Below are 20,603 nucleotides of genomic sequence, written 5' to 3' on the forward strand. Positions count from 1 at the left end.
AGAGCCTTTTCTCTTTTATGTATGTTATAGAAAATAGTTGAAAGCATCATCCCATTTTTTGCGGGAAGAGCCTCTTTTTTCCTGATCAAAAGCCTTCTTTCCTTAAGTTTTTTTTCCAAAAACATTTTCCGATTATCATAAAAAAATATTTTTAGGTGATTTTCCTTTTTTAAGGACTTATTTTCCCACAAAATCCCACTTTTGATATCCTCTTTTAATACGCTTATAATAAGACACTTAACCAAACTTAGAACACTATTTTAACCCATTTTACATGAAGTTCTTGAAGAATTGAGCATTTAAGTGTTAAATTGTGGGAAAACGTGGAAAAAAATGTCACAATTCTTCTTCAGTGGATGTCATGATGCTAAACTTGATGGGAAAAGTAGGTTCGTCTTGCCCCAATCGTTTCGCTTTGGGCTCGTAGAAGAGGGAGAACTTGAGTTTACCATTGCTCTTGGGCTTGGAGGGTGTCTTGCCATCTACCGCAAAAGCGATATTCAAAAAATCATTGATAAATTCCGTTCCAAACAACACATCGCTAAATATCAAAAATTTTTCACTCTATTTTTTTCCATGCTCTATCCCACTTCTTGTGATTCTGTAGGACGTGTTTTACTTCCTCCCATGCTCAAAAAAGCAGTTGGAATTGATACAGAAATCGTCATTGCAGGCGTCTTAGATAAGATTGAGCTGTGGCCAAAAGACCGTTATGAATCAAACCTTGGCCTTACATTTGGCTCAAAAGAGTCTCAAGAAACGTTAAGTACGCTCATTGAGGATGCTTTTGCTCTTTTAAGTGATGAAGAAGGGGAGCATGAATCAGAAGCGTAAACACACCTCTGTGATGTTAGAAGAGTGTTTAAAAGGGTTTGAAGGGTGCCACTTGCCAGTTTTTTTTGAAGGAACTGTAGGAGCTGGTGGACATGCGGAGGCGATTTTGTCAGCGCATCCAGAAATTGAGCGGTATATTGCTTGTGATCAAGACCCAGAGGCTCTTGAACTTGCAAAAGAGCGGCTAACTCCTTGGAAAGATAAAGTGGAATTTGTCCGGGCAAATTTTAAAGATCTTGATGAGGTTTTAAAAGCCAGAAATGTTGAGTGGGTTAACGGATTTTTTTTTGATTTTGGAGTGTCATCTATGCAACTCGATCAAGGTGAGAAAGGTTTTAGCTTTATGAGAGAAGGTCCATTAGATATGAGAATGGATCCGGATGGACAGCTGACTGCTAAAGAGGTCGTGAATAGCTATTCCGAAAAGAAGCTAGGGGAAATTTTTCAAACAGTTGGGGAAGAGCCTCACTGGAGAAAAGCTGCAAGAGCGATTATCAGCGCAAGAAAAAACAAACCCATCGAGACAACTCAAGAGCTTTCTTCTTTAATGACAGAGGCACTTGCGTTTAAACGAGGAGGAAAACTTCACCCTGCAACGCTTGTTTTTCAAGCGCTTCGTATCGTTGTGAATCAAGAGCTTGAAGCAATTGAAATTGGGCTTAAAAAAGCGCTAGATTTTTTGACCCCTCAAGGAAGAGTTGGAACCATTGCTTTTCATAGCTTAGAAGACCGTATTGTGAAAAATATGTTCCGCTCTGCTTGCTTTAAGCCCAAAAGTAAGACAGGAAAAGGGTTTTTAAACCTCCTCACAAAAAAGCCGTGGATGCCTTCTTTTAAAGAAGCGAAAAAAAATCCACGATCAAGAAGTGCAAAAATGCGTTTTGCGGAGAAAATTGCTGCTTTATGAATGCAAGAGCTGTCTCTTTTTCCCTTCTTTGTCAGTTGATTTCAGGTGCCTTGCTTATAGGTTTTACCGCGCATATCTATTTGCAAAAACAAAATGCCTGCACAGCGATTAAAATGAAGCTACCTCATCTTGTGAAAGAGATCCAAAAGATTCATGAGAAAAACGAAGAGCTGCATTATCAAGTGAGATGCTTTGAAAATCCCGAACATCTCATCTACCTTGCGCAAGCACCTCACTACTCGCATCTCAAATTTCCCTTTACGCACCATATTACAAAAATGCAAGAGGGGCTAGCTGTTGAGCTTTCTACGTATGAAGAAAAAGATGTTATTTCTTTTTCAAGACCCTCCATTGTCATCGGAGCTAAATAGTTTTTCCTCATGACATGTTTAAGAGGAAAAACCGGCTCTTCAAACAAAAAGCCTGGCTTGAAAGATTTGAAGAGGCTCATCATTATTGCTCTTTTTTTATTCTTTCTCTTCACGCTCCTCATTTTGCAGTTTTACCGCATTCAAATCATTGAAGGGGACAAGTGGAAAAAAGCAGCGGGAAGGCAACATTTTTGCTCTGTCATAGAGCCGCATAAAAGGGGCCTTTTTTATGCTAATACCACACTTCGAGAGGGGCATCCAGAAACAGATCAACCGCTTGTGATTGATGTTGCAAGGTTTCACTTATATGCCGATCCTTTAAGTATTCCTAAAGCGCATAAAAAAGTGATTGCGGATAACATCCACCGTATTTTAGGGGATGTGTCACCAGGTATTGCCAAACTGCAAGAGCAGCTTTTTAAACAAAGTCGCAGTCGAAAACTTGTCCTTTGGATGAAGCAAGAGGCTCAGAAAGAGTTTTTAAGTTGGTGGCAACCGTATGCTAAGCTCCATAAAATTCCTGTGCACGCGCTTTTTTTTATCCAAGACTACAAAAGATCCTACCCGTTTGGAAAACTGCTAGGGCAGGTGTTACACACCATTCGATCAGAAAGAGAGCCAGCTTCTTACACCTGCATTCCAACAGGAGGCTTAGAATTTTCCTTAAATCACTACTTAAAAGGAGAAGACGGCAAGCGGGTTTTTTTACGGTCTCCTAAACAACATTTAGACTTAGGGGAAGTTGTTAAAGAGCCAGAGCATGGATCGCATGTTTACTTAACCATTGATCACCATTTGCAAGCGATTGCAGAAGAGGAGATTAAAAAAGCTGTGATCACAGCTGAGGCTAAAAGTGGCTGGGCTGTGATGATGGATCCTTATACAGGAGAGGTATTAGCTCTTGCTCAATATCCATTTTTTGAGCCAGAAAAATATAAAGACTACTTTATAGATCCCGTAAAACGGGAATCTGCTCTCATTAAATCCATCACAGTCCCTTTTGAGCCAGGCTCTACGATGAAGCCTATTACACTTGCGATTGCTCTTCAAGCTAATGCAAGAAGAAAATTAGAGGGTAAGCCGCCTCTTTTTCTTCCTAAAGCCAAAGTGGAATCAACTCCCACCCTCTTTCCAGGAAGACGTAAACCTCTTCAAGACTTAAGCCGCCACCGGTATTTGAACTTTGATATGGCGCTTCAAAAGTCTTCTAATGTGTACATGGCAAAAGCGATTCAAAAAGTGGTTGAGACGTATGGAGATGCATGGTACCGGCAAATGCTAGAAGATGTGTTTGGCCTCGGGCTAAAGACAGGGATTGAGCTTCCAGCTGAGAGTCCAGGACTTGTGCCAAGACCTGGAAAACTCCACCCCAATGGAAGAGCTGAGTGGTCCAAATCTACGCCTTATTCTCTTGCTATGGGACACAATATCTTAACAAATACCCTGCAGATGGTAAGAAGCTATGCCATTTTTGCCAATGGGGGGCATTTAGTCACACCCACTCTCATTAAGAAAATTACAGATCATACAGGAAAAGTTGTAGTAGAGCGTCCTCAAACACCTCTCATCCGTATTTTAGATGAAGATATTGTAAGACAAGTGATTAACGGGATGCGGTATGCGACAAAGCTTGGCGGTACCGCTAAACGCGCTGATATCCCAGGTTATACAGAAGCTGGAAAAACAGCCACTTCAGAAAAAGTGGTAGCAGGTGTGTATTCTAAAAAAGATCACATCTCAACTTTTATTGGATTTGCACCTATCGAGCAACCAAAATTTGTGCTTTCGATTGTGATTGATGAGCCAGCTTATCAATACATTCCAGGAGTGGGCAAGAATCAATATGGAGGGGTGTGCGCAGCTCCTTGTTTTAGAGAAATTGGGTTAAGAGCGCTGCAATATCTCGGCACGCCTCCTGATGATCCCCATAACGATGCGTGGATGAAAGAGGTGAACGATCTCAAAAAACTGTATCATGAGTGGAACCCCGCATGAAACTCAAAATCCTTATTAAAGATATCCCTTCCCTTCAAATTCGGGGGAATAAAGACGCCATGATCAAGGGAATTTCTGCAAACTCTAAGAATGTGGGGCCAGGATTTTTATTTCTTGTGAAACAAGGCAAGAGCTTTGATGGGTCTAATTTTATCAAAGAGGCGCTTCAAGGGGGAGCCTCTGTCATTTTATCTCAAAACTATCACCCTTTTTTAGAAGGCATCACGCAGCTCATCCATCCCCATCCAGCTCTTTTAGAGAGAATCCTAACCGAGAGATTTTATGATACCCCGGCCAAAAAACTGAAAATCATGGGGGTGACAGGCACTAACGGAAAAACGACTGTCACGTATCTCATCAGGTATCTCTTAGAAAAAGCCAAAAAAGGGTGCGGGCTCATTGGAACCATTGAGTGGTCAGCAGGGTCTAAGGTGTATACGCCCACCCATACAACCCCTGATATCATGATGCTCAATCGCCTGTTTTCAGACATGGTTTTAGCACGTCAGACTTATGTGGCAATCGAAGTGACTTCGCATGCTTTATCTCAAAACCGCATTGAGGGAGTAGATATGCATACAGCGATTTTTACGAACCTCTCTCAAGATCATTTAGATTACCATAAAACCCTAGATGACTATGCAAGAGCTAAAGCGTCTCTTTTTGAGAGGTTAAGCTCTTCTTCTTTTGCCATCATTAATCAAGATGATTCTTACTCTTCTCTTATGATCAAGGGGTGTAGGGCTCACATCTATTCTTATGGAATTGATCAAGCAGCAACTCTAAAAGCTTCTCATCTGATCATGAGCGCTAAAGGGATGGAATTTAGAGTCACCTGGAAGGGGGAGCAAGAGACCTTTAAGACACAGCTCATTGGAAAATTTAACGTCTATAATATCTTAGCAGCCCTCACAGCGTGTTTAATAGAGGGGTTAACTCTTCAGGATATGAAGCTCGCTTTAGCAGAATTTAAAGGGATTCCTGGAAGGCTAGAGCGTGTTCCTAATGTTAAAAAACTTCCGATCTTTGTGGACTACGCTCATACCCCTGATGCTTTAGAAAATGTTTTAAAAACGCTTCAGGAGTTAAAAGACAAGGGGCGTATCATCACTGTCTATGGATGCGGAGGGGATAGGGATGCTTCTAAGCGGCCTCTCATGGGGAAAATTGCAGAAGAGGGGTCAGATATTGCTATTTTAACAACCGATAACCCCCGCAAAGAAGATGCAAGAGAGATTGCAAGTCAAGTGCTTAAAGGGTGCACGTTTCCAGAGAAAATGATTGTAGAGCTTGATAGAAAGGCAGCCATTTATGAGGCCGTGCGTCTTGCAAAACCGCAAGATATTATCTTGATTGCTGGGAAGGGACATGAAAAAACCCAGGTCTTTGCCTACCGAACGGTGAGTTTTGATGACTGCCTCATTGCACAGGAGGCTTGTCGCAGTTAAAACAATATGATACACTCTTTTCCCATGCGTCTTGCGGGCTTTATTCTTCTTTGGATTCTCCCTCTTTTTTCAGAAGGCTCCCCTCTAACAAGATCTCAAGCCTATTCTTCAGTGAAATCTCAATCCTTTAAAACCCCATCCCGTTTCCTTAACACCGTCCCTCAACATGCAAAACCTTTAGTGATTATTGATCCAGGTCACGGGGGAGGAGATGAAGGGGCAAAAGTGGGCTATCTGATGGAAAAAAGATTAACACTCACTTCAGCGCTCATGGTCCGAAAAAACCTAGAAGAGATGGGGTACCGCGTCATTTTAACAAGAAGTAAAGATGTGTTTATCCCTCTTTCCAGAAGAGTCTCAATCGCCAATCAAACAAAAGCGCATCTTTTTGTGAGCATTCACTACAACACCTCTCCTTCAGAAGAGGCTCAAGGTGTGGAGGTGTTTTACTATGGCCCTCCCAATCTGACACGGACGAAGAGTTCAAGATTTTTAGGAAATGCCATTCTTTACGGCATTACAGGGCACACTAAAGCTGTATCAAGAGGGGTCAAACGGGGCAATTTTCATGTGATACGGGAGACCGTGATGCCTTCTGTATTAGTGGAAGGGGGATTTATGACACATGCTAAAGAGAGATCTTGCTTAAGAGACCGTCTGTATTTAGAAAAGATTGCAAGAGGGATTGCTCAAGGCATCGATTCTTATTTCAAAGCATCTCCTTAAAAGAATTTAGTCTTTTTAAGAGAAGAAGAATATGATCTCTTCTGATTTTTCCCTGTGCAGTTATCGTAAAGACGCAGTATGATAAAAGGTTCGTCCTCGGCGCGAATTGAACGCGCGACCTGTCGCTTAGGAGGCGACCGCTCTATCCACTGAGCTACGAGGACTTAAGATGCATTTTATTCTACGACTATTAAGGAATCTATGGAAGCAGATATTGGATTAATTGGTTTAGCTGTCATGGGACAGAATCTTGTTTTAAATTTAAATGACCATGGATACACCGTTGCCGTGTATAACCGGACTGTCTCTAAAGTAGATGAATTTATGGAAGGAACAGCGAAAGGCTCTGATGTAATAGGTGCGCATTCTCTTCAAGAATTTTTCCTCAAACTTAAGCGGCCTCGTAAAGTGATGCTCATGGTCAAAGCGGGCGCTCCTGTAGATGCCCTCATTGATGACTGCCTCCCTTTTCTAGAATCTGGTGATATCTTAATTGACGGGGGCAATAGTCTTTATAGCGATACAGAAAGACGTGTGAAAGCATTAGAAGAAAAAGGGATTTTCTTCCTCGGTATGGGTGTATCAGGAGGAGAAGAGGGCGCGCGTCACGGCCCTTCGATGATGCCAGGGGGTAATATTCAGGCGTGGCCTTTTGTAAAAGAGATGTTTCAAAAGATCGCTGCTAAAGCAGATGACGGGGCAAGCTGCGCTGATTGGGTAGGAGACGGGGGCTCTGGGCACTATGTGAAAATGATCCATAATGGGATTGAATACGGGGATATGCAGCTGATTGCTGAGGCGTATCAACTCTTAAAAGATGTAGGCGGATGCACAACAGATGAGCTAAGTACAATTTTCTCTACATGGAATCAAGGGAAACTGAGCAGCTATCTCATTGAAATTACAGCTAATATTTTTAAGAAAAAAGACATCAACGGCGCGCCTTTATTAGAGTCCATTTTAGATGTGGCAGGGCAAAAGGGAACAGGGAAATGGACAGGGATTAACGCGCTGGAACTTGGCATTCCTGTGACACTTATCGCAGAGTCTGTGTTTGCAAGATATCTCTCTTCTTTAAAAGAAGAAAGAAAAGAGGCTTCCTTGCTTTATAGCAAAGCTAAAAAAGAGATCTCTGTGAATAAAATAGTCTTTACTGAGCAGGTGATGCAGGCGCTCTACGCTTCAAAAATTGTCAGCTACGCGCAAGGGTTTATGCTCATGCAAGCAGCAGCTCATGAGATGAAATGGACGCTTCATTATGAGACCATTGCGCTTTTATGGAGAGGCGGCTGCATTATCAGAAGTCAATTTTTAGGCCAAATTCAAAACGCTTTTGCGAAGAAGAAAGATCTTGCCTCCCTTCTCTTAGATAGCTTTTTCCAAGGAGAGATTTTAGAGTGCATACAAGGGTGGAGAGATGCAGTATCCCTTGCCATTCAAGCAGGGGTGGCAGCTCCTGCTCTTTCTTCTGCCTTAGCATTTTTTGATGGCTATACGACAGCGAAGCTACCCTCAAATTTAATCCAAGCTCAAAGAGACTTTTTTGGCGCTCATACCTATGAGCGGATAGATAAGCCAAGAGGAGAATTTTTCCACACAGAGTGGAGCTCTTCGTAGCGAAAAAAGGAGTACACTATGAAAAAACTTTGTTATTTAGGATTAGTGCTCACACTAATCATGACCTCGTTATTTACTCAAGGAAAGGAAATTATGAACAAAAATCATCCTGTTGTTCTTGTAACAACAACCCAAGGTTCTTTTGAAATTGAGCTTTTCACGGAAAATGCTCCTAAAACATGTGAGAACTTTCTCAAACTTGCAGAAAAAGGGTATTATAATGGTACATCTTTTCACCGCGTGATTCCCAATTTCATGATCCAAGGGGGAGATCCTAAGGGAAATGGAACAGGGGGAGAGTCAATCTGGGGAGACACATTTGAAGATGAGTTTCATCCAACGCTTAAATTTGATAAAGAAGGGATTCTTGCCATGGCAAATAGAGGTCCTAACACCAATGGAAGCCAGTTCTTTATCACAACAACAGCTACCCCTTGGCTCACCAACAAACACACGATTTTTGGGAAAGTTGTGAAAGGGTACGATGTGATTCAAAAGATTGAGTCAACAGGATCTTCAAGTGGAAGAACTTCAATTTCAACCCAAATTCAATCGATCACAGTACTTCCTGCACAAGAGTAATTTTCCTCAGTAGCAAGTGATGCAAGATCAAGGAGATGAATCTCTCCTTGATCTTGGGGTCTATTTTAAGCTCATCAAAAAAATCCTTCATAATGTTCCTAAGCGTCAACTAGATTGCCTCTATCTCTTCTGCATTTTTTTTGAAATCTTTCGAAAAAATTCACAGCATTGTTTAAATCTCTTAGATAGATCCATCAAAGCCTCACATCTATTTTCTGTTATATATTACAGCTAATAGGTAGTATTTGATGAAAAAATGAAACTTTCTCTTAGATGATACCACCTATCCCTCTAAGACCGATCTACTTTTTAAAGCATTTTCTTTGAGTCTTGAGCCTTATTATTTAAATCAAATCGTCCTGTATTAAAAAAAACAAAAAGCAACCGCTTCTTAATCATCAAAAAGAGAACATCGCTCTTGTGTTTGGATGAGAAGAGCTCTTTTGAAAAGTTAAGAGGGTGCGCTGGTTAGGCCATCTCTTTAAGAGCTTAGGTTAAGGATGGAAAGAGATTACAGAATAAGACTTAAGGGATAGCACCCTCCATTATTGCCTTAGAAGAAAGATATTCCTCTTAATCAGAAGGGTTAGGAGTTAACCTAACCCTTTAAAATGGCTTTTAACAAAGGTTTTTTCAGCAAATGTGACGTTATTCACTGGCTTTTAGGACTTCCATGAAAGCGGATTGCGGGATATTCACCCGTCCAATCTCTTTCATCCGTTTTTTTCCTTCTTTTTGCTTTTCCCACAGCTTTCTTTTACGGGTAATGTCACCGCCATAACATTTTGCAGTGACGTTTTTCGTAATCGCGCGTATGGTTTCTCTTGCGATCACTTTTCCCCCAATTGCAGCTTGAATAGGAACTTTAAACTGCTGCATTGGGATCACTTCAATCAGTTTTTTACAAATTGCTCTTCCCTTTCCTTCTGCTTTTGACCGGTGTACTAGGCAAGAGAAGGCATCAACTGGCTCATCATTGACCCGGATTTCAAGTTTAATGATATCGCTTTCATGGTAGTGATCAGGTTCATAATCAAATGAGCCGTACCCTCTTGTGACAGATTTTAGCTTATCGTTAAAGTCGGTAATGATTTCATTAAGAGGAAAAATGTAGGTGAGAAGGAGGCGGTTTCCATTTACAGAGTCTGTTTTTTCAAGCCGTCCCCGTTTTTCCATACCAAGTCCCATAATAGCTCCTAAATAGTCAGCTGGAGTCATGATGTGGCATTTCACCCAAGGCTCTTCAATCGATTCAATATGAGCTGGATCTGGATAGTGAGCGACGTTATCAATCAGTTTTTCCTCACCGTTAGAAAGTGTGAACTTATACACAACAGAGGGTGCTGTGGTGATGATATCAAGGTTAAAGTGGCGCTGAAGTCTTTCAAAGACAATTTCTAAATGCAGAAGCCCTAAAAATCCGCACCGAAATCCAAAGCCAAGCGCCATGCTACTTTCTTGCTCAACATAAAGAGCTGAGTCATTAAGCTGAAGTTTATAAAGCGCATCGCGGAGCATTTCAAAGTCACTTGAATCAACAGGGTAGATCCCTGCAAAGACCACAGGGGAAATCACCCGGAATCCTGGCAGCGCTTCTTTAGCAGGCTCTTTAGAAGAGGTGAGAGTATCTCCAATTTTAATGTCGGCTGTATTTTTGATATTGGCAATGACGTAACCCACCTCTCCTGGCCTTAAAGTGTCTACCACTTTAGCCTCAGGAGTAAAAATACCCACTTCAAGCACTTCATAGGTTTTTCCTGTGATCATCATGAGTATAGGTGATTTTTTTGTGATTTCTCCGCTGATTACTCTGACATAGATCATCACACCGCGGTAGGTGTCATAATGAGAGTCAAAGATAAGAGCGCGCAAGATATTATCTTTAGGCTCTTTAGGAGGGGGGAAAAGAACAATGATGTTTTCTAAAATATCTTTAATCCCGACTCCCATTTTAGCTGAGCATAAAACAGCGTTAGAAGCGTCTAGGCCAATCACCTCTTCGATCTGCTTTTTTACAGAGTCGACATCTGCAGATGGGAGGTCAATTTTATTAATGACAGGAAGGATCTCTAGATCTCGCTCAACAGCCAAATGAACGTTTGCAAGACTTTGCGCTTGAACCCCTTGAGCTGCATCGACAATGAGGATCGCTCCTTCACAAGCAGAAAGAGACCTTGATACTTCATACGAGAAGTCAACATGTCCTGGCGTATCGATTAAGTTAATTTGATAGGTTAGGCCATCATCTGCTAAGTAGTGCATGGTGACAGGGTGAGCTTTAATGGTAATGCCCCGTTCTCTTTCAAGATCCATTTTATCTAAGACTTGGTTTTCCATTTCCCTATCAGGAATCGTTCCTGTGAGCTGAAGAAGACGGTCTGCAATCGTGGATTTACCATGGTCGATATGCGCTATGATAGAAAAGTTCCGAATAAGTTGACGTTGATAAGATGACATGTTTACCTGTGTAGGATCGTCTAATGATTTTAGGGAAAGTAAGAGAGGTAGGCAAGGAAAATATTCTTCCTAAGGAGGAAAAAATTTAGGGTCTTAACTTTTGAGTGTTAAAACCCTTACTTTAAAAATAGCTGTTTTGAAGATCAGAAAAATGTACGTAGGAGCCTCACAATATCTTGATACGTCAAATAGACAAAAAGCATCATGAGGAGCACAAGGAATGGAAGGACCCATTTCTCCATGGTTTTTGCTCTTAATGGCTTTCCTGTGATGAGTTCAATCAAAGCAAACACAATGTGGCCCCCATCAAGTACAGGTATGGGAAGAAGATTTAACACAGCTAAATTCAGGCTAACAAACCCCAGCCAAAAAAGAGCATCGGTTAAGCTACTTGCAAAGCTGTGTTGAAGTGCCTGGACAATCCCTACAGGTCCGCTCATCGATTTAGGAGATAGCGAGCCTGTAAAGAAGTTGGCAAGCGTTTCCCAAGCGTTATGAAAGACACGGGAGAACTGCTTCGTGGGAAGCGGGTTGTAGGTGACGACTTGATCTTTTAGCGTAATCCCTAAAGAGAGTCTCTCTTGATTTTGCTGAAGAAGAGAGAGCTGCTCTTCTTTTTGAGCTAGGTCATGTATTTTTTCAATCTCTTTTCTTTGCACGGCATATTGCATCTCAATTTGACTTTTGAGTTCTGGGGTAAAATTGAGCTCTATGAAAGGCTTTAAGGGGACAGTGACAACTCTTAAATCATGATAGCTCGTGATGGGTTGAGAGGTTCCAATTGTTCCCGCAATTTTTACGAGGTCTTGCACTTTAAAAGAAGCTAAGAAATGAGCATTTGCCTCGTTCCATAACCCAAGAGGGGTAGGAGCCTCTTTTTGCACAATGAGAAGAGCGACACTTTCTTGAAGCGCTTTAAAAATCGTAAAAGGATCTGTCATGGGCACCCCGTTGACAGCTACGATTGCATCTCCTGGTTGTAAAAGAGAGTGATCCTCTCTATAAGAGTGTAGCGTCACTTCTTCAGCCTCTTCATTCATAAAGGCAAGATGATCTTCCACAATGCCCTCTGAAGAGATTTGATAGGGTATGAAGTAAAGATGAAAGAGTTTAGACGGCTCTTTAAGTGCGTATCTCCAATCATCTAGTTCATTTTTAAAAGAGGGGCTTAACCGAAGATCTTCAATCTGGATTCTAGGGGTGACAATATGCAGGATTTTATGATTCCGTTTAACCGTTAAAAACGCCTCTTGCTGATTCAAAATCGAAGAGAGCTGCTTTTGAGAAAAGAGAAGATGTCCATTTGCCCACAGTAAACGGTCCCTTGGAAAAAGAGCTTGATCTACGGAGGCTCTCTGAGAGAGAACTTGATCAATCAGTAAATATTGAGCAGGTAAAATGCCTAGCTGATCAATACGGAGTGAAGGATTTGCAGCAGAGGGTAAAATAGCTGTAAAGGGGCGCTTTGTCTCTTTGAAATAGTTGATATGGCTTCCTTGAAGAGACGACTCTTTTCCTGTGAGGGCTACTTTCATCAAAAGATCAGAATAGCCATCAAACGGCTTTTGATTAAAACTACTTAGGATATCACCAGGCTTAACATGTTGCTCATTTAAGGAGGAATAAGACCCCACAAATCCCACAAAACGGGTCATCTCTTGAAAAGGTTTTTGCTGTCCTCCGCATAGCCAGATGAGTGTAAAAGCAAGAAGGGCAAAGACAATGTTAACAATAGGGCCAGCAAGCGCTACAATAATTCTTTGAATAGGGCTTTTTCCATAAAATCCGTGAGGAATTTGATGAGGCTCTAAAGACCCTTTTTTCTCCATCCCTGCAATGCGGACATACCCTCCAAAAGGGAGAAGGCAGAGTTGCCACTGCACTGCATTTTGTTCCCACTTATATAAAATCGGACCAAAGCCAATTGAGAAGATTTCAATTTTCATTCCCGATTTTTTGGCAGCAAAGTAGTGGCCAAGTTCATGGATAAAAACGAGAAATCCAAGTCCTAAAACAGCTAGAAGAATATATAATATGTTTAAAAGTATCATGAACGGGCCTCATTTTGAGAGCGGGGTTGAGTCATTAAACCTTATCTTCTGTCTAAAAGTCAATGCAGTAGACACAAAGTAGGCAAGCGATAAAAGGGTCACAATTAAGCCGCCTGTAGAGACAGGGACTTGGGTATAAGAGAGAATATGGCGAGAAAGAGCCACTCCTAGAAAAGAAAAACTTAGCCCCAAGCTTAAGCTTAAAAAAAGTAAAGAAGAGACTTTCTTGCTCCATTGCCTTGCAATTAACACAGGGCTAATCAAAAAAGAGAGCGCAAGAAGAACGCCGACTGCTCTCATGGAGACAATCAAGGCAAGAGCTGTCAGAAAAAGCTGAATGATGTGATGAAAGCGGATGGAAAATCCAGCTAAGTAGGCAAACTCTACATCAAAAGCAGAGATCACCCACGCTCTATAAAATAGACAAGTGACTAGAGTTATTCCCAATGTTGATAAGACGGTATAGGGAATATCGTGAATACTTAAGGCGTCGACATTGCCTGTAATCACTTCAGTGCCTAAGTGAGCATTTCGTGTAAAGACCGTGATGAGTAAGATGCTAAGCGCAAAGAGAGTCGTAAACACAAGCCCTATGGAGGCGTCTTCTTGCAGTTTAAACAGTTTATGGCTGAGCTCTGTTAAGATGAGAGTGAGGCAACAGGAGATTAAACTCGATAGCAAAAGGGTTAAAGGGTTCATCATGAGCGTGTGAACAGGTGTTTTTAGCAAGAGAAAGCAGAGTACAATCCCTAGAAGCGTTGTGTGAGATAAAGAATTAGCTAGCATCGTCATTTTACGAAGCGAGAGAAAAACGCCTAAAAGGCCCATAGAAATGGTGATGCAAAGGAGTATGATGAGCTGCACTTCATCAGGAGCTAGCTGAGAAAGCGGCATTTTTCCCATCAGCCGGTAAAAAAGAATACTAAAAAAATCAAAAAACCCAGAGCCCCAATAAGGATTCATAAAGGCTCCTGACGAGGGGGTATCGGTTGATGGTGAGGGTCAAGCTCTGGATTATTGAGAAGTGAAGAGAGCTTTTTTTCAAGAGATGGGGAGAAGAGGTGCTCGAGTTCTTCAGCTGTTTGATGAACGCCTTCTGCTCTTTGTCCTAAGTGTTCTACAAGATACACTTCCCATAACCTATGAAGCCGCACAATTTTCTCAGCTTCTAGGACTCCCTTAGAGGAGAGCTTCTTATCTGAAGAGAGAAACCCTTTCCATTTCAAAAGCCCTTCAATATAAAAAGGCATTTTTATATCTGTTACGGGGTTTTTCCAAAGCTGTTTCAAGCTATTTTCCATTTGGCACCGGAGCTTAAACTGCTGCATCCGAATGAGCCGCATGATCAGCCCTTGGTAAGGGGCAAAGAGAAGACTTAACAGACAAAAAAAGGAAGTGGTTAATAAAATGATAGGGCCTGTTGGAAGAGAAAGAGCCTGTGAGGAGAGTTTAACAGAGAGAAGAGCTCCGATAAGAGCAGAGAGCACTCCAAAGAGGGCAGCTGTCATGATGAGGGTTGAAAACCGAATGGTCCAAGGTCTTGCCGCAATAGGCGGGCCTACTAACATCCCTACCATTAAAACAACACCTACGCTTTTGATCCCTAAAATAATGGTTAATACAATGAGTGTAAAGGTGATGAGTTCTAATAAACGGGCTTTAAATCCTAAAAGCCTAGCATGAGTAGGATCAAAGTAGAGCCATTTAAGATAAGGATACGTAAGAGTGATAAAACAGGTCACAACAAGAGCAAATACAGCATAGATTTGAGCTTGTATAAGAGTCATGGTGACCACTTGCCCATAGAGGTATAACAGCGATAAACGGTACTCTGTAGGGTGAGTTTGTTGAAAAATACTAGCTATAAGAACGCCCCATCCCATCCAAGAAGCTAGCGTCCATGTGAGGGCAGAATCAGCTTTTACTTTCCCTTTTTTCTCCATCCAGTCAACACACTTTAAGCCAAGAAGAGCAAAGATAAAGCCGCCTGCTGTCATTCCATAAAAGTTCCAGGTGAAAGGATCCAAACCAAAGACAAAAGGGGTAAGAGACCCTAATAAAACCCCTGGAAATGCCGCATGAGATAGTGTTTCTCCCATTAAAGACCGTTTTCTCACAAAGAGAAGCGCTCCCATGATGGAAGAGGAAAGGGCCATTCCCAAAGTCCCTAAAAGGGAGGTTTTAATGATAGGGTCTTGAAAAAAGGAGAAGAGATTAAGCCAGTTCATGAACTTTTCATCTCTATTTAAACCCCGAGGTTTGCTTTTGAGACAGTAAAACAGCCTCTTCTAAAAGATGAGAGCCTCTTCCATAGGTTTTGGTGAGATTTTGCGGGGTGAGAACAGTGTGTGTGGGGCCTGAGGCAATGAGACACGTGTTGAGCATGACAACCCAATCAAACACATGTTTGGCGGTTGCTAAATCGTGATGGACAATCACGACGGTCTTACCTTGGGTTTTCAGCTTTTCAAAAAGATTAAGAAGCGCTTTTTCCGTCGATAGATCAATGCCTGAAAACGGCTCATCTAAAAGGAAGACTAAAGCCTCTTGAGCTAGCGCCCTTGCGACAAATAACCTCTGCTGCTGACCTCCTGAGAGCTGGCTAATGGGTCTATGAGCAAACTCTTCCATTTCTACAGCACGGAGTGACTCTTTCACTAAGGCGTGATCTTGAGAAGAGGGCCATTTTAAAAGAGGCATTAGGGGGTATCTTCCCATGAGCACAAGTTCATAGGCTGTGATGGGAAAGTCCCAGTCAATAGAGGACTTTTGCGGGATATAGGCGATGTCTTTACGCACCTCTTTTAAAGGGCGTCCTAAAAAATGGACTGTTCCGTGAGCTGGCTCAACAAGTCCTAGCATCGCTTTTAAAAGAGTACTTTTACCCGCTCCATTAGGGCCAATAATTCCAATGAGAGCTCCTTCTGGGAGTGAGCAGGATATATTCCACAAAACAGCTGTTGTATAGTAGTTAACACTTAAGTCACAAATATCAATGGCGCTCATGTTTCACTCCATGCTTTCACTAATACAGAGAGATTATGTTTCATCATGGATTCATAAGAGTTGTGATCTCCTAACGTGTCAGAAAGAAGATGAGAGGGATAAATTTTTACGTCATACGCTTCAGATTGGCAAATATCGACAATTTTTCGAAGAGAGTCTTGGCTCACATTTGTTTCTGAAAAAACCACTTTCACGTGATGTTTCTGAATATATGCAATCACTCTTTTTAAATCATAAAAGCTAAGCTGCCCATCAGGGGCTAGCCCTTCAGGAGCACAAAAATAATCTCTCCAATCTTGAAGAGGGTTTTCCACTAAATACCGTCTCGTAAAGTAATTAAAGGCGTCGTGACTGGAAACGAGGTGTTTTTTTTGAGAGGGTATCCTATGAAAGGTTTCTAGCATCAAATGGTGTAGAGTAAGAAGAGAGGCTTTGGTTTCAGCGCCTTTTTGTTCATAGTAATCCTTACCTTCAGGGTCAAAGGTAGAGAGCTTTTCTACAATAGGATCAATAGTATAAGACCATAAAAGGGTATCTAGCCAAATATGGGGATCGACTTGACCTTTATCTTCTAAGATAAGAGAGGGATCTTTAATGGTAATGAAGTCCCCTAAACAGCAAGCAGAGGGGTGAGATAACAGGTGCTTAAGCAAACTGGGGCTGTGTTCAAGCCCAAGTCCATTAAAGAAGATGACTTGCGCAGAAAGGAATTTTTCTTCATCTCCCTTACGCATTTCATAACTATGAGGATCAATTAAAGGATCAATGAGAGAAAGAGAGAAGATCCTCTCACCGCCTACCCTTGTGACAAGATCGTGAATAATCGCATTTGTGCATAGGACTTTTACATGAGCACTGTCAGCTTTCCATTCACTCAGCTTAGAGGAGGGTTTTTCACACCCGATTAAAAACATTATCATTGCAGCGTAACAAAAACGCATCATCCAACATTTCATGATCTTATTATGACAAACTATCCAATAAGATCCTATCGGTAAATCAAAACTGCCGTTTTGTGCACAAAGTTTCAAAGTTAGTCAAATGTGATCATTCTTATTCAAATGATACGAATTCTAGTTACGAGATAGTTTTAATATTCTTAAAAAAAATCAAACTTAGTTTATTTGGATTGCAAAAATATTATATTTTTTATAGAATTCGAAAAAAACGGTAATTTAAAGGAGTAAAGAAAATGAGCCAAGAGACTATAGGGTCTAAGACAAAAAGCTTAAAAGATATTGAAGAAATTATTTCCCGTGCAATTAAGAAAGTGGGTGCTAAAAGGGAAAACGATATCTGCCGTTATATTCCTATGAATAGCGGAGGCTATATGCATCATTTTACTTTAAAAAAAATGAAAACAAAGCAGCCAGGTGAACTGGGAGCCATGATTGAGAAATTTATCATCAATGCAGATAGACCAGGTATGGTCACTCCTAAGCAGCGCGCTCCAAGAGGATCTCGTAAAAGAAAAGACCATTTAACTTTTACTAAGACTCAAATTGAAAGAATGCTCGCAATTGCTAAACTTGCTGGAGATAAAGAGATGGTTTCTGTTCTCTCTCCTAAAAGATCCATGGCTGTATGTAAAAGAGAGCTGATCTCTTCTATTCGTCATAACAGACTTGAGCCAGAACTCTGGAATGCTTATGTTGAAGCAATTAACAGTCATCAACTTGCAAACGAATTTTTCAATCAAACAAGCAAGTAATTTCTCACGTGTTCTTAGAAGAGTTTTAAGCCTGAGCTTAAAACTCTTTTCTCTTTAATATCACCATTATTTTTTTTAATTTGAAAATTCTCTAGAGTGTGCTAAAATGTTTTTCTCTAAAACCATCAGAGAAGACTTTCGTCTTTTGTCTGAATTAGAGTTTGTAACCTAGAGGAAACAACATAAATGTCTACACAAACGAATACAACAACTCAATTTGGGAAGTTGCGGTCATACCTATGGCCAATTCACACATGGGAATTGAAAAAATTCCTTCCCATGGCCTTAATGTTCTTTTTTATCAACTTTAATTATACAATTCTTCGCGATACAAAAGATTCTCTGATTGTCACAGCTCCAGGATCTGGTGCTGAAGCAATCCCTTTCTTAAAATTGTGGGGAGTTCTCCCTTTTGCGATCTTGTTTATGATTGTTTACTCAAAACTGAGTAATATCTTAAGTAAGCCAAAATTGTTTTACACAATGATCTCAACATTCATTGGATTTTTTGCTTTATTTGCTCTTGTTCTTTATCCGAATAAAGAAATACTCCACCCAACAGAGCTAGCTGATAAGCTTCAAGCTGTATTGCCACAAGGACTTAGCGGACTTGTTGCGATTTTTAGAAATTGGACTTACGCTCTTTTCTACATCATGTCTGAACTATGGGGAAGCGTAGCTCTTTCTCTTCTGTTCTGGGGATTTGCTAACGACACAACACGTCCTTCAGAATCCAAAAGATTCTACGGAGCTCTTGGCGTTGGTGCAAACATTGCGATGCTTGTTTCTGGCCCGCTTATCATTTATTTCTCTAAAATCCAAGATAAGATCCCAGCTGGCGTTGATGCATGGGGAGTGACTTTAAACTATCTGATTGGAATGGTTGTAGCTTCTGGATTAATTGTGATGGCCATTTATGCATGGATCAACAAAAACGTCCTTACAGATGCAAGATTCTATGAGCCTGCAGAAGTGACAAAAGCGAAGAAATCAAAACCTAAAATGTCTTTAGGAGAAAGCTTTAAATATTTAGCGCAGTCTAAATATGTAGGACTTCTTGCGATTTTAGTGATTTCTTACGGTGTGGCGATTAACCTTGTTGAAGTGACTTGGAAAAACCAAGTGAAGTTGATGTATTCTAATTCTAACGACTACTCAGCATTCATGGGAGAATACTCTACATTAACAGGTGCTGTAACGCTTTTCATGATGCTGTTTGTTAGCAGTAACATCTTAAGACGTTTCGGTTGGACAACAGGGGCTCTTATCACTCCTATTGTGATTTTGATCACAGGAGCTGGATTCTTTGCGTTCATCATCTTTAGAGATTCTCTAACAGGACTTGTAGCTATGTTAGGAACATCTCCTCTCATGTTAGCTGTGATGTTTGGGCAAGCTCAAAACATCATGAGTAAAGCTACAAAGTACTCTCTTTTTGATCCAACAAAAGAGATGGCCTACATCCCTCTTGACCAAGAAGTGAAAGTGAAAGGGAAAGCTGCAATTGACGTTGTGGGAGCAAGACTTGGTAAATCTGGCGGATCGTTAATCAATCAAGGATTAATTATTCTTTTCGGATCTATCACAGCAATCACACCTTATATTGCGATCATTCTCTTTGCAATTATTTTTGCTTGGTTATGGGCTGCAAAATCACTCGGAGAGCTTTACAGCACACTCACGAATGAAAAAGAAGAGAGAGTAAAATCTGGAGAGCCTGTTGTTGCAAAATCAACAACATAAGTTTTCTAGATAGATTCTCAATCTAAAAACCCCTTTTTCAGAGATCTGGAAAAGGGGTTTTTTTATGTCTTATGTGTATTACATAACATTAAACAATAAACAAAATGCATTAAAAAAAGGGGCACGGGCCCTCCTTTTTTCAAGCATTTTCATTCTTACTTGATAAGCTTATGTCCACCTTAACAATCATAACCCCTCTTGTCCTATTTAGATGCCTATTCCTTTAAACTTCCGCTTTTTCCTCTATGCATCCATATTTTCTACCGCAGCTTTTTAACGGTATCTCGTCATTGTTTTCACAAATAGGCTTGAGCTTGGATTTTTGACCTCCTTTAATCAAATGGATTAAAGTTAGCATAACCTAAGAGCAATTTTGATAATCTAATGATCATAATCGGACTAAAGAGTAGAAGAGTTTATGGGGCTAAACATCTAAGACTTACAAAAGAGATGAAAAGAGCATATGATTTGGATTAAAGTGGTGAGCCTTTAAGGGACGAAAAATTCAAAAGCTGCCCACCCCTCTTCGGTGATACAATCTGTTTTTTCAAAGTGAAGAAGAGTTGTCCATTTGAGATAGCTGGGTATTTCTGTTTCTAAAACACCTGATGTGATGAGATGGAAAGGGGGCTTTAGAAAAGGGATGATGGTACTTAAAGCTCTTTCTTGTTCTGAGGAGATCATATTCATTAAGATGAGAGAATGCGGAGGAATGTGTACAGGGGGCGCAAGCCCAAAGACAACTTTTTGTTGATTTATGACATTATTTTCACGGGCATGACTGACTGCTTCTGGATCAATATCATAACCGTAGACAGAAGAGGCTCCAAGAAGCGCTGCTGCAAGAGATAAAATACCGCTCCCACATCCAATGTCAATGACATTTCGGCTTTGAACAGATTTTGAGAGGAGTTTTAAGGTAAGCCTTGTTGTGGGGTGAGAAAAATCTCCAAATCCAGGACCGGGTAAGAGAGATAAAGAGACATCTTTTCCGTAATCTTTAAGCAAGAGATGACTTTTTCCCTCTGAAAACCCAGGCGCAAAAAGTTTCCACTGCTCATACCAAAGTGTCATATCTGAATTTCCTTCTCTAAAGACTAAAATGCATTATCCACGATTTTATCATTCAGGAGCAATAGATCCCTTTTTTTGAGG

17 protein-coding genes and 1 tRNA gene are annotated in these 20,603 nt (G+C 40.9%); 10 read left to right on the plus strand and 8 right to left on the minus strand.

Annotated elements, in window-relative coordinates; translation table 11 throughout:
• Positions 1–333 precede the first annotated feature (333 nt).
• Genes ACI7T6_RS01055 through ACI7T6_RS01080 form a run of 6 tightly spaced genes read left to right on the plus strand, consistent with a single transcriptional unit; the run spans position 334 to position 6,281 of the window.
• Positions 334–834, plus strand: coding sequence for a division/cell wall cluster transcriptional repressor MraZ (locus ACI7T6_RS01055; protein ID WP_404665749.1), 501 nt, complete (start codon positions 334–336; stop codon positions 832–834).
• Complete coding sequence (gene rsmH, locus ACI7T6_RS01060; protein ID WP_404665750.1) at positions 818–1,741, plus strand: 16S rRNA (cytosine(1402)-N(4))-methyltransferase RsmH; 924 nt, start codon at positions 818–820, stop codon at positions 1,739–1,741. The genes ACI7T6_RS01055 and rsmH overlap by 17 nt, the downstream gene beginning before the upstream one ends.
• A complete protein-coding gene (locus ACI7T6_RS01065) occupies positions 1,738–2,112 on the plus strand; it encodes a hypothetical protein (RefSeq protein WP_404665751.1) in 375 nt (124 codons plus the stop codon). The genes rsmH and ACI7T6_RS01065 overlap by 4 nt, the downstream gene beginning before the upstream one ends.
• 9 nt (positions 2,113–2,121) lie before the next feature.
• Entirely contained in the window at positions 2,122–4,107 is a 1,986-nt protein-coding gene (locus ACI7T6_RS01070) for a peptidoglycan D,D-transpeptidase FtsI family protein (RefSeq protein ID WP_404665752.1), read from the plus strand.
• Positions 4,104–5,555 (plus strand): UDP-N-acetylmuramoyl-L-alanyl-D-glutamate--2,6-diaminopimelate ligase, encoded by a 1,452-nt coding sequence (locus tag ACI7T6_RS01075; protein ID WP_404665753.1) that lies wholly within the window; start codon positions 4,104–4,106, stop codon positions 5,553–5,555. The genes ACI7T6_RS01070 and ACI7T6_RS01075 overlap by 4 nt, the downstream gene beginning before the upstream one ends.
• A 6-nt stretch (positions 5,556–5,561) precedes the next feature.
• Positions 5,562–6,281: an N-acetylmuramoyl-L-alanine amidase gene (locus ACI7T6_RS01080; protein ID WP_404665754.1), complete on the plus strand. Its 720-nt coding sequence runs from the start codon at positions 5,562–5,564 to the stop codon at positions 6,279–6,281.
• Positions 6,282–6,372: 91 nt separating this feature from the next.
• Here ACI7T6_RS01080 and ACI7T6_RS01085 read toward each other — a convergent pair.
• A tRNA-Arg gene (locus ACI7T6_RS01085) sits at positions 6,373–6,445 on the minus strand.
• Between the two features lie 37 nt (positions 6,446–6,482).
• On the opposite strand from ACI7T6_RS01085, the gene gnd reads away from it, so the two are divergent.
• Positions 6,483–7,898 (plus strand): decarboxylating NADP(+)-dependent phosphogluconate dehydrogenase, encoded by a 1,416-nt coding sequence (gene gnd, locus ACI7T6_RS01090; RefSeq protein WP_404665755.1) that lies wholly within the window; start codon positions 6,483–6,485, stop codon positions 7,896–7,898.
• A 93-nt stretch (positions 7,899–7,991) separates the two neighbouring features.
• Complete coding sequence (locus ACI7T6_RS01095) at positions 7,992–8,480, plus strand: peptidylprolyl isomerase (RefSeq protein ID WP_404666119.1); 489 nt, start codon at positions 7,992–7,994, stop codon at positions 8,478–8,480.
• A 648-nt stretch (positions 8,481–9,128) separates the two neighbouring features.
• Here ACI7T6_RS01095 and lepA read toward each other — a convergent pair.
• The 6 genes from lepA to ACI7T6_RS01125 all read right to left on the minus strand — a co-directional run bounded on the left by lepA (position 9,129) and on the right by ACI7T6_RS01125 (position 16,908).
• On the minus strand, positions 9,129–10,937 hold the full coding sequence (lepA, locus tag ACI7T6_RS01100; protein ID WP_404665756.1) for a translation elongation factor 4: 1,809 nt from the start codon (positions 10,935–10,937) through the stop codon (positions 9,129–9,131).
• A 143-nt stretch (positions 10,938–11,080) separates the two neighbouring features.
• Positions 11,081–12,988 (minus strand): site-2 protease family protein, encoded by a 1,908-nt coding sequence (locus ACI7T6_RS01105; protein ID WP_404665757.1) that lies wholly within the window; start codon positions 12,986–12,988, stop codon positions 11,081–11,083.
• A 9-nt stretch (positions 12,989–12,997) separates the two neighbouring features.
• On the minus strand, positions 12,998–13,951 hold the full coding sequence (locus tag ACI7T6_RS01110; protein WP_404665758.1) for a metal ABC transporter permease: 954 nt from the start codon (positions 13,949–13,951) through the stop codon (positions 12,998–13,000).
• The gene (locus tag ACI7T6_RS01115; protein ID WP_404665759.1) at positions 13,948–15,216 is read right to left on the minus strand and encodes a metal ABC transporter permease; all 1,269 of its coding nucleotides are present in this window, start codon (positions 15,214–15,216) and stop codon (positions 13,948–13,950) included. The genes ACI7T6_RS01110 and ACI7T6_RS01115 overlap by 4 nt, the downstream gene beginning before the upstream one ends.
• A gap of 13 nt (positions 15,217–15,229) precedes the next feature.
• On the minus strand, positions 15,230–15,994 hold the full coding sequence (locus ACI7T6_RS01120) for a metal ABC transporter ATP-binding protein (protein WP_404665760.1): 765 nt from the start codon (positions 15,992–15,994) through the stop codon (positions 15,230–15,232).
• Positions 15,991–16,908: a metal ABC transporter solute-binding protein, Zn/Mn family gene (locus tag ACI7T6_RS01125; RefSeq protein ID WP_404665761.1), complete on the minus strand. Its 918-nt coding sequence runs from the start codon at positions 16,906–16,908 to the stop codon at positions 15,991–15,993. The genes ACI7T6_RS01120 and ACI7T6_RS01125 overlap by 4 nt, the downstream gene beginning before the upstream one ends.
• Positions 16,909–17,186: 278 nt before the next feature.
• Here ACI7T6_RS01125 and ACI7T6_RS01130 point away from each other — a divergent pair, with 278 nt between their 5' ends.
• Positions 17,187–17,705, plus strand: coding sequence for a hypothetical protein (locus ACI7T6_RS01130; RefSeq protein ID WP_404665762.1), 519 nt, complete (start codon positions 17,187–17,189; stop codon positions 17,703–17,705).
• A gap of 186 nt (positions 17,706–17,891) precedes the next feature.
• Entirely contained in the window at positions 17,892–19,448 is a 1,557-nt protein-coding gene (locus tag ACI7T6_RS01135; RefSeq protein WP_404665763.1) for an NTP/NDP exchange transporter, read from the plus strand.
• 489 nt (positions 19,449–19,937) lie between these two features.
• Here the strand turns inward: ACI7T6_RS01135 and ACI7T6_RS01140 are convergent, their stop codons facing one another.
• Positions 19,938–20,522 carry a 50S ribosomal protein L11 methyltransferase gene (locus tag ACI7T6_RS01140; protein ID WP_404665764.1) on the minus strand — a complete coding sequence of 195 codons (585 nt, stop codon included), beginning with the start codon at positions 20,520–20,522 and terminating at the stop codon, positions 19,938–19,940.
• Between the last annotated feature and the right edge of the window lie 81 nt (positions 20,523–20,603).

The organism is Rhabdochlamydiaceae symbiont of Dictyostelium giganteum, assembly GCF_964291045.1.
Lineage (GTDB): Bacteria > Chlamydiota > Chlamydiia > Chlamydiales > Rhabdochlamydiaceae > PALSA-1444.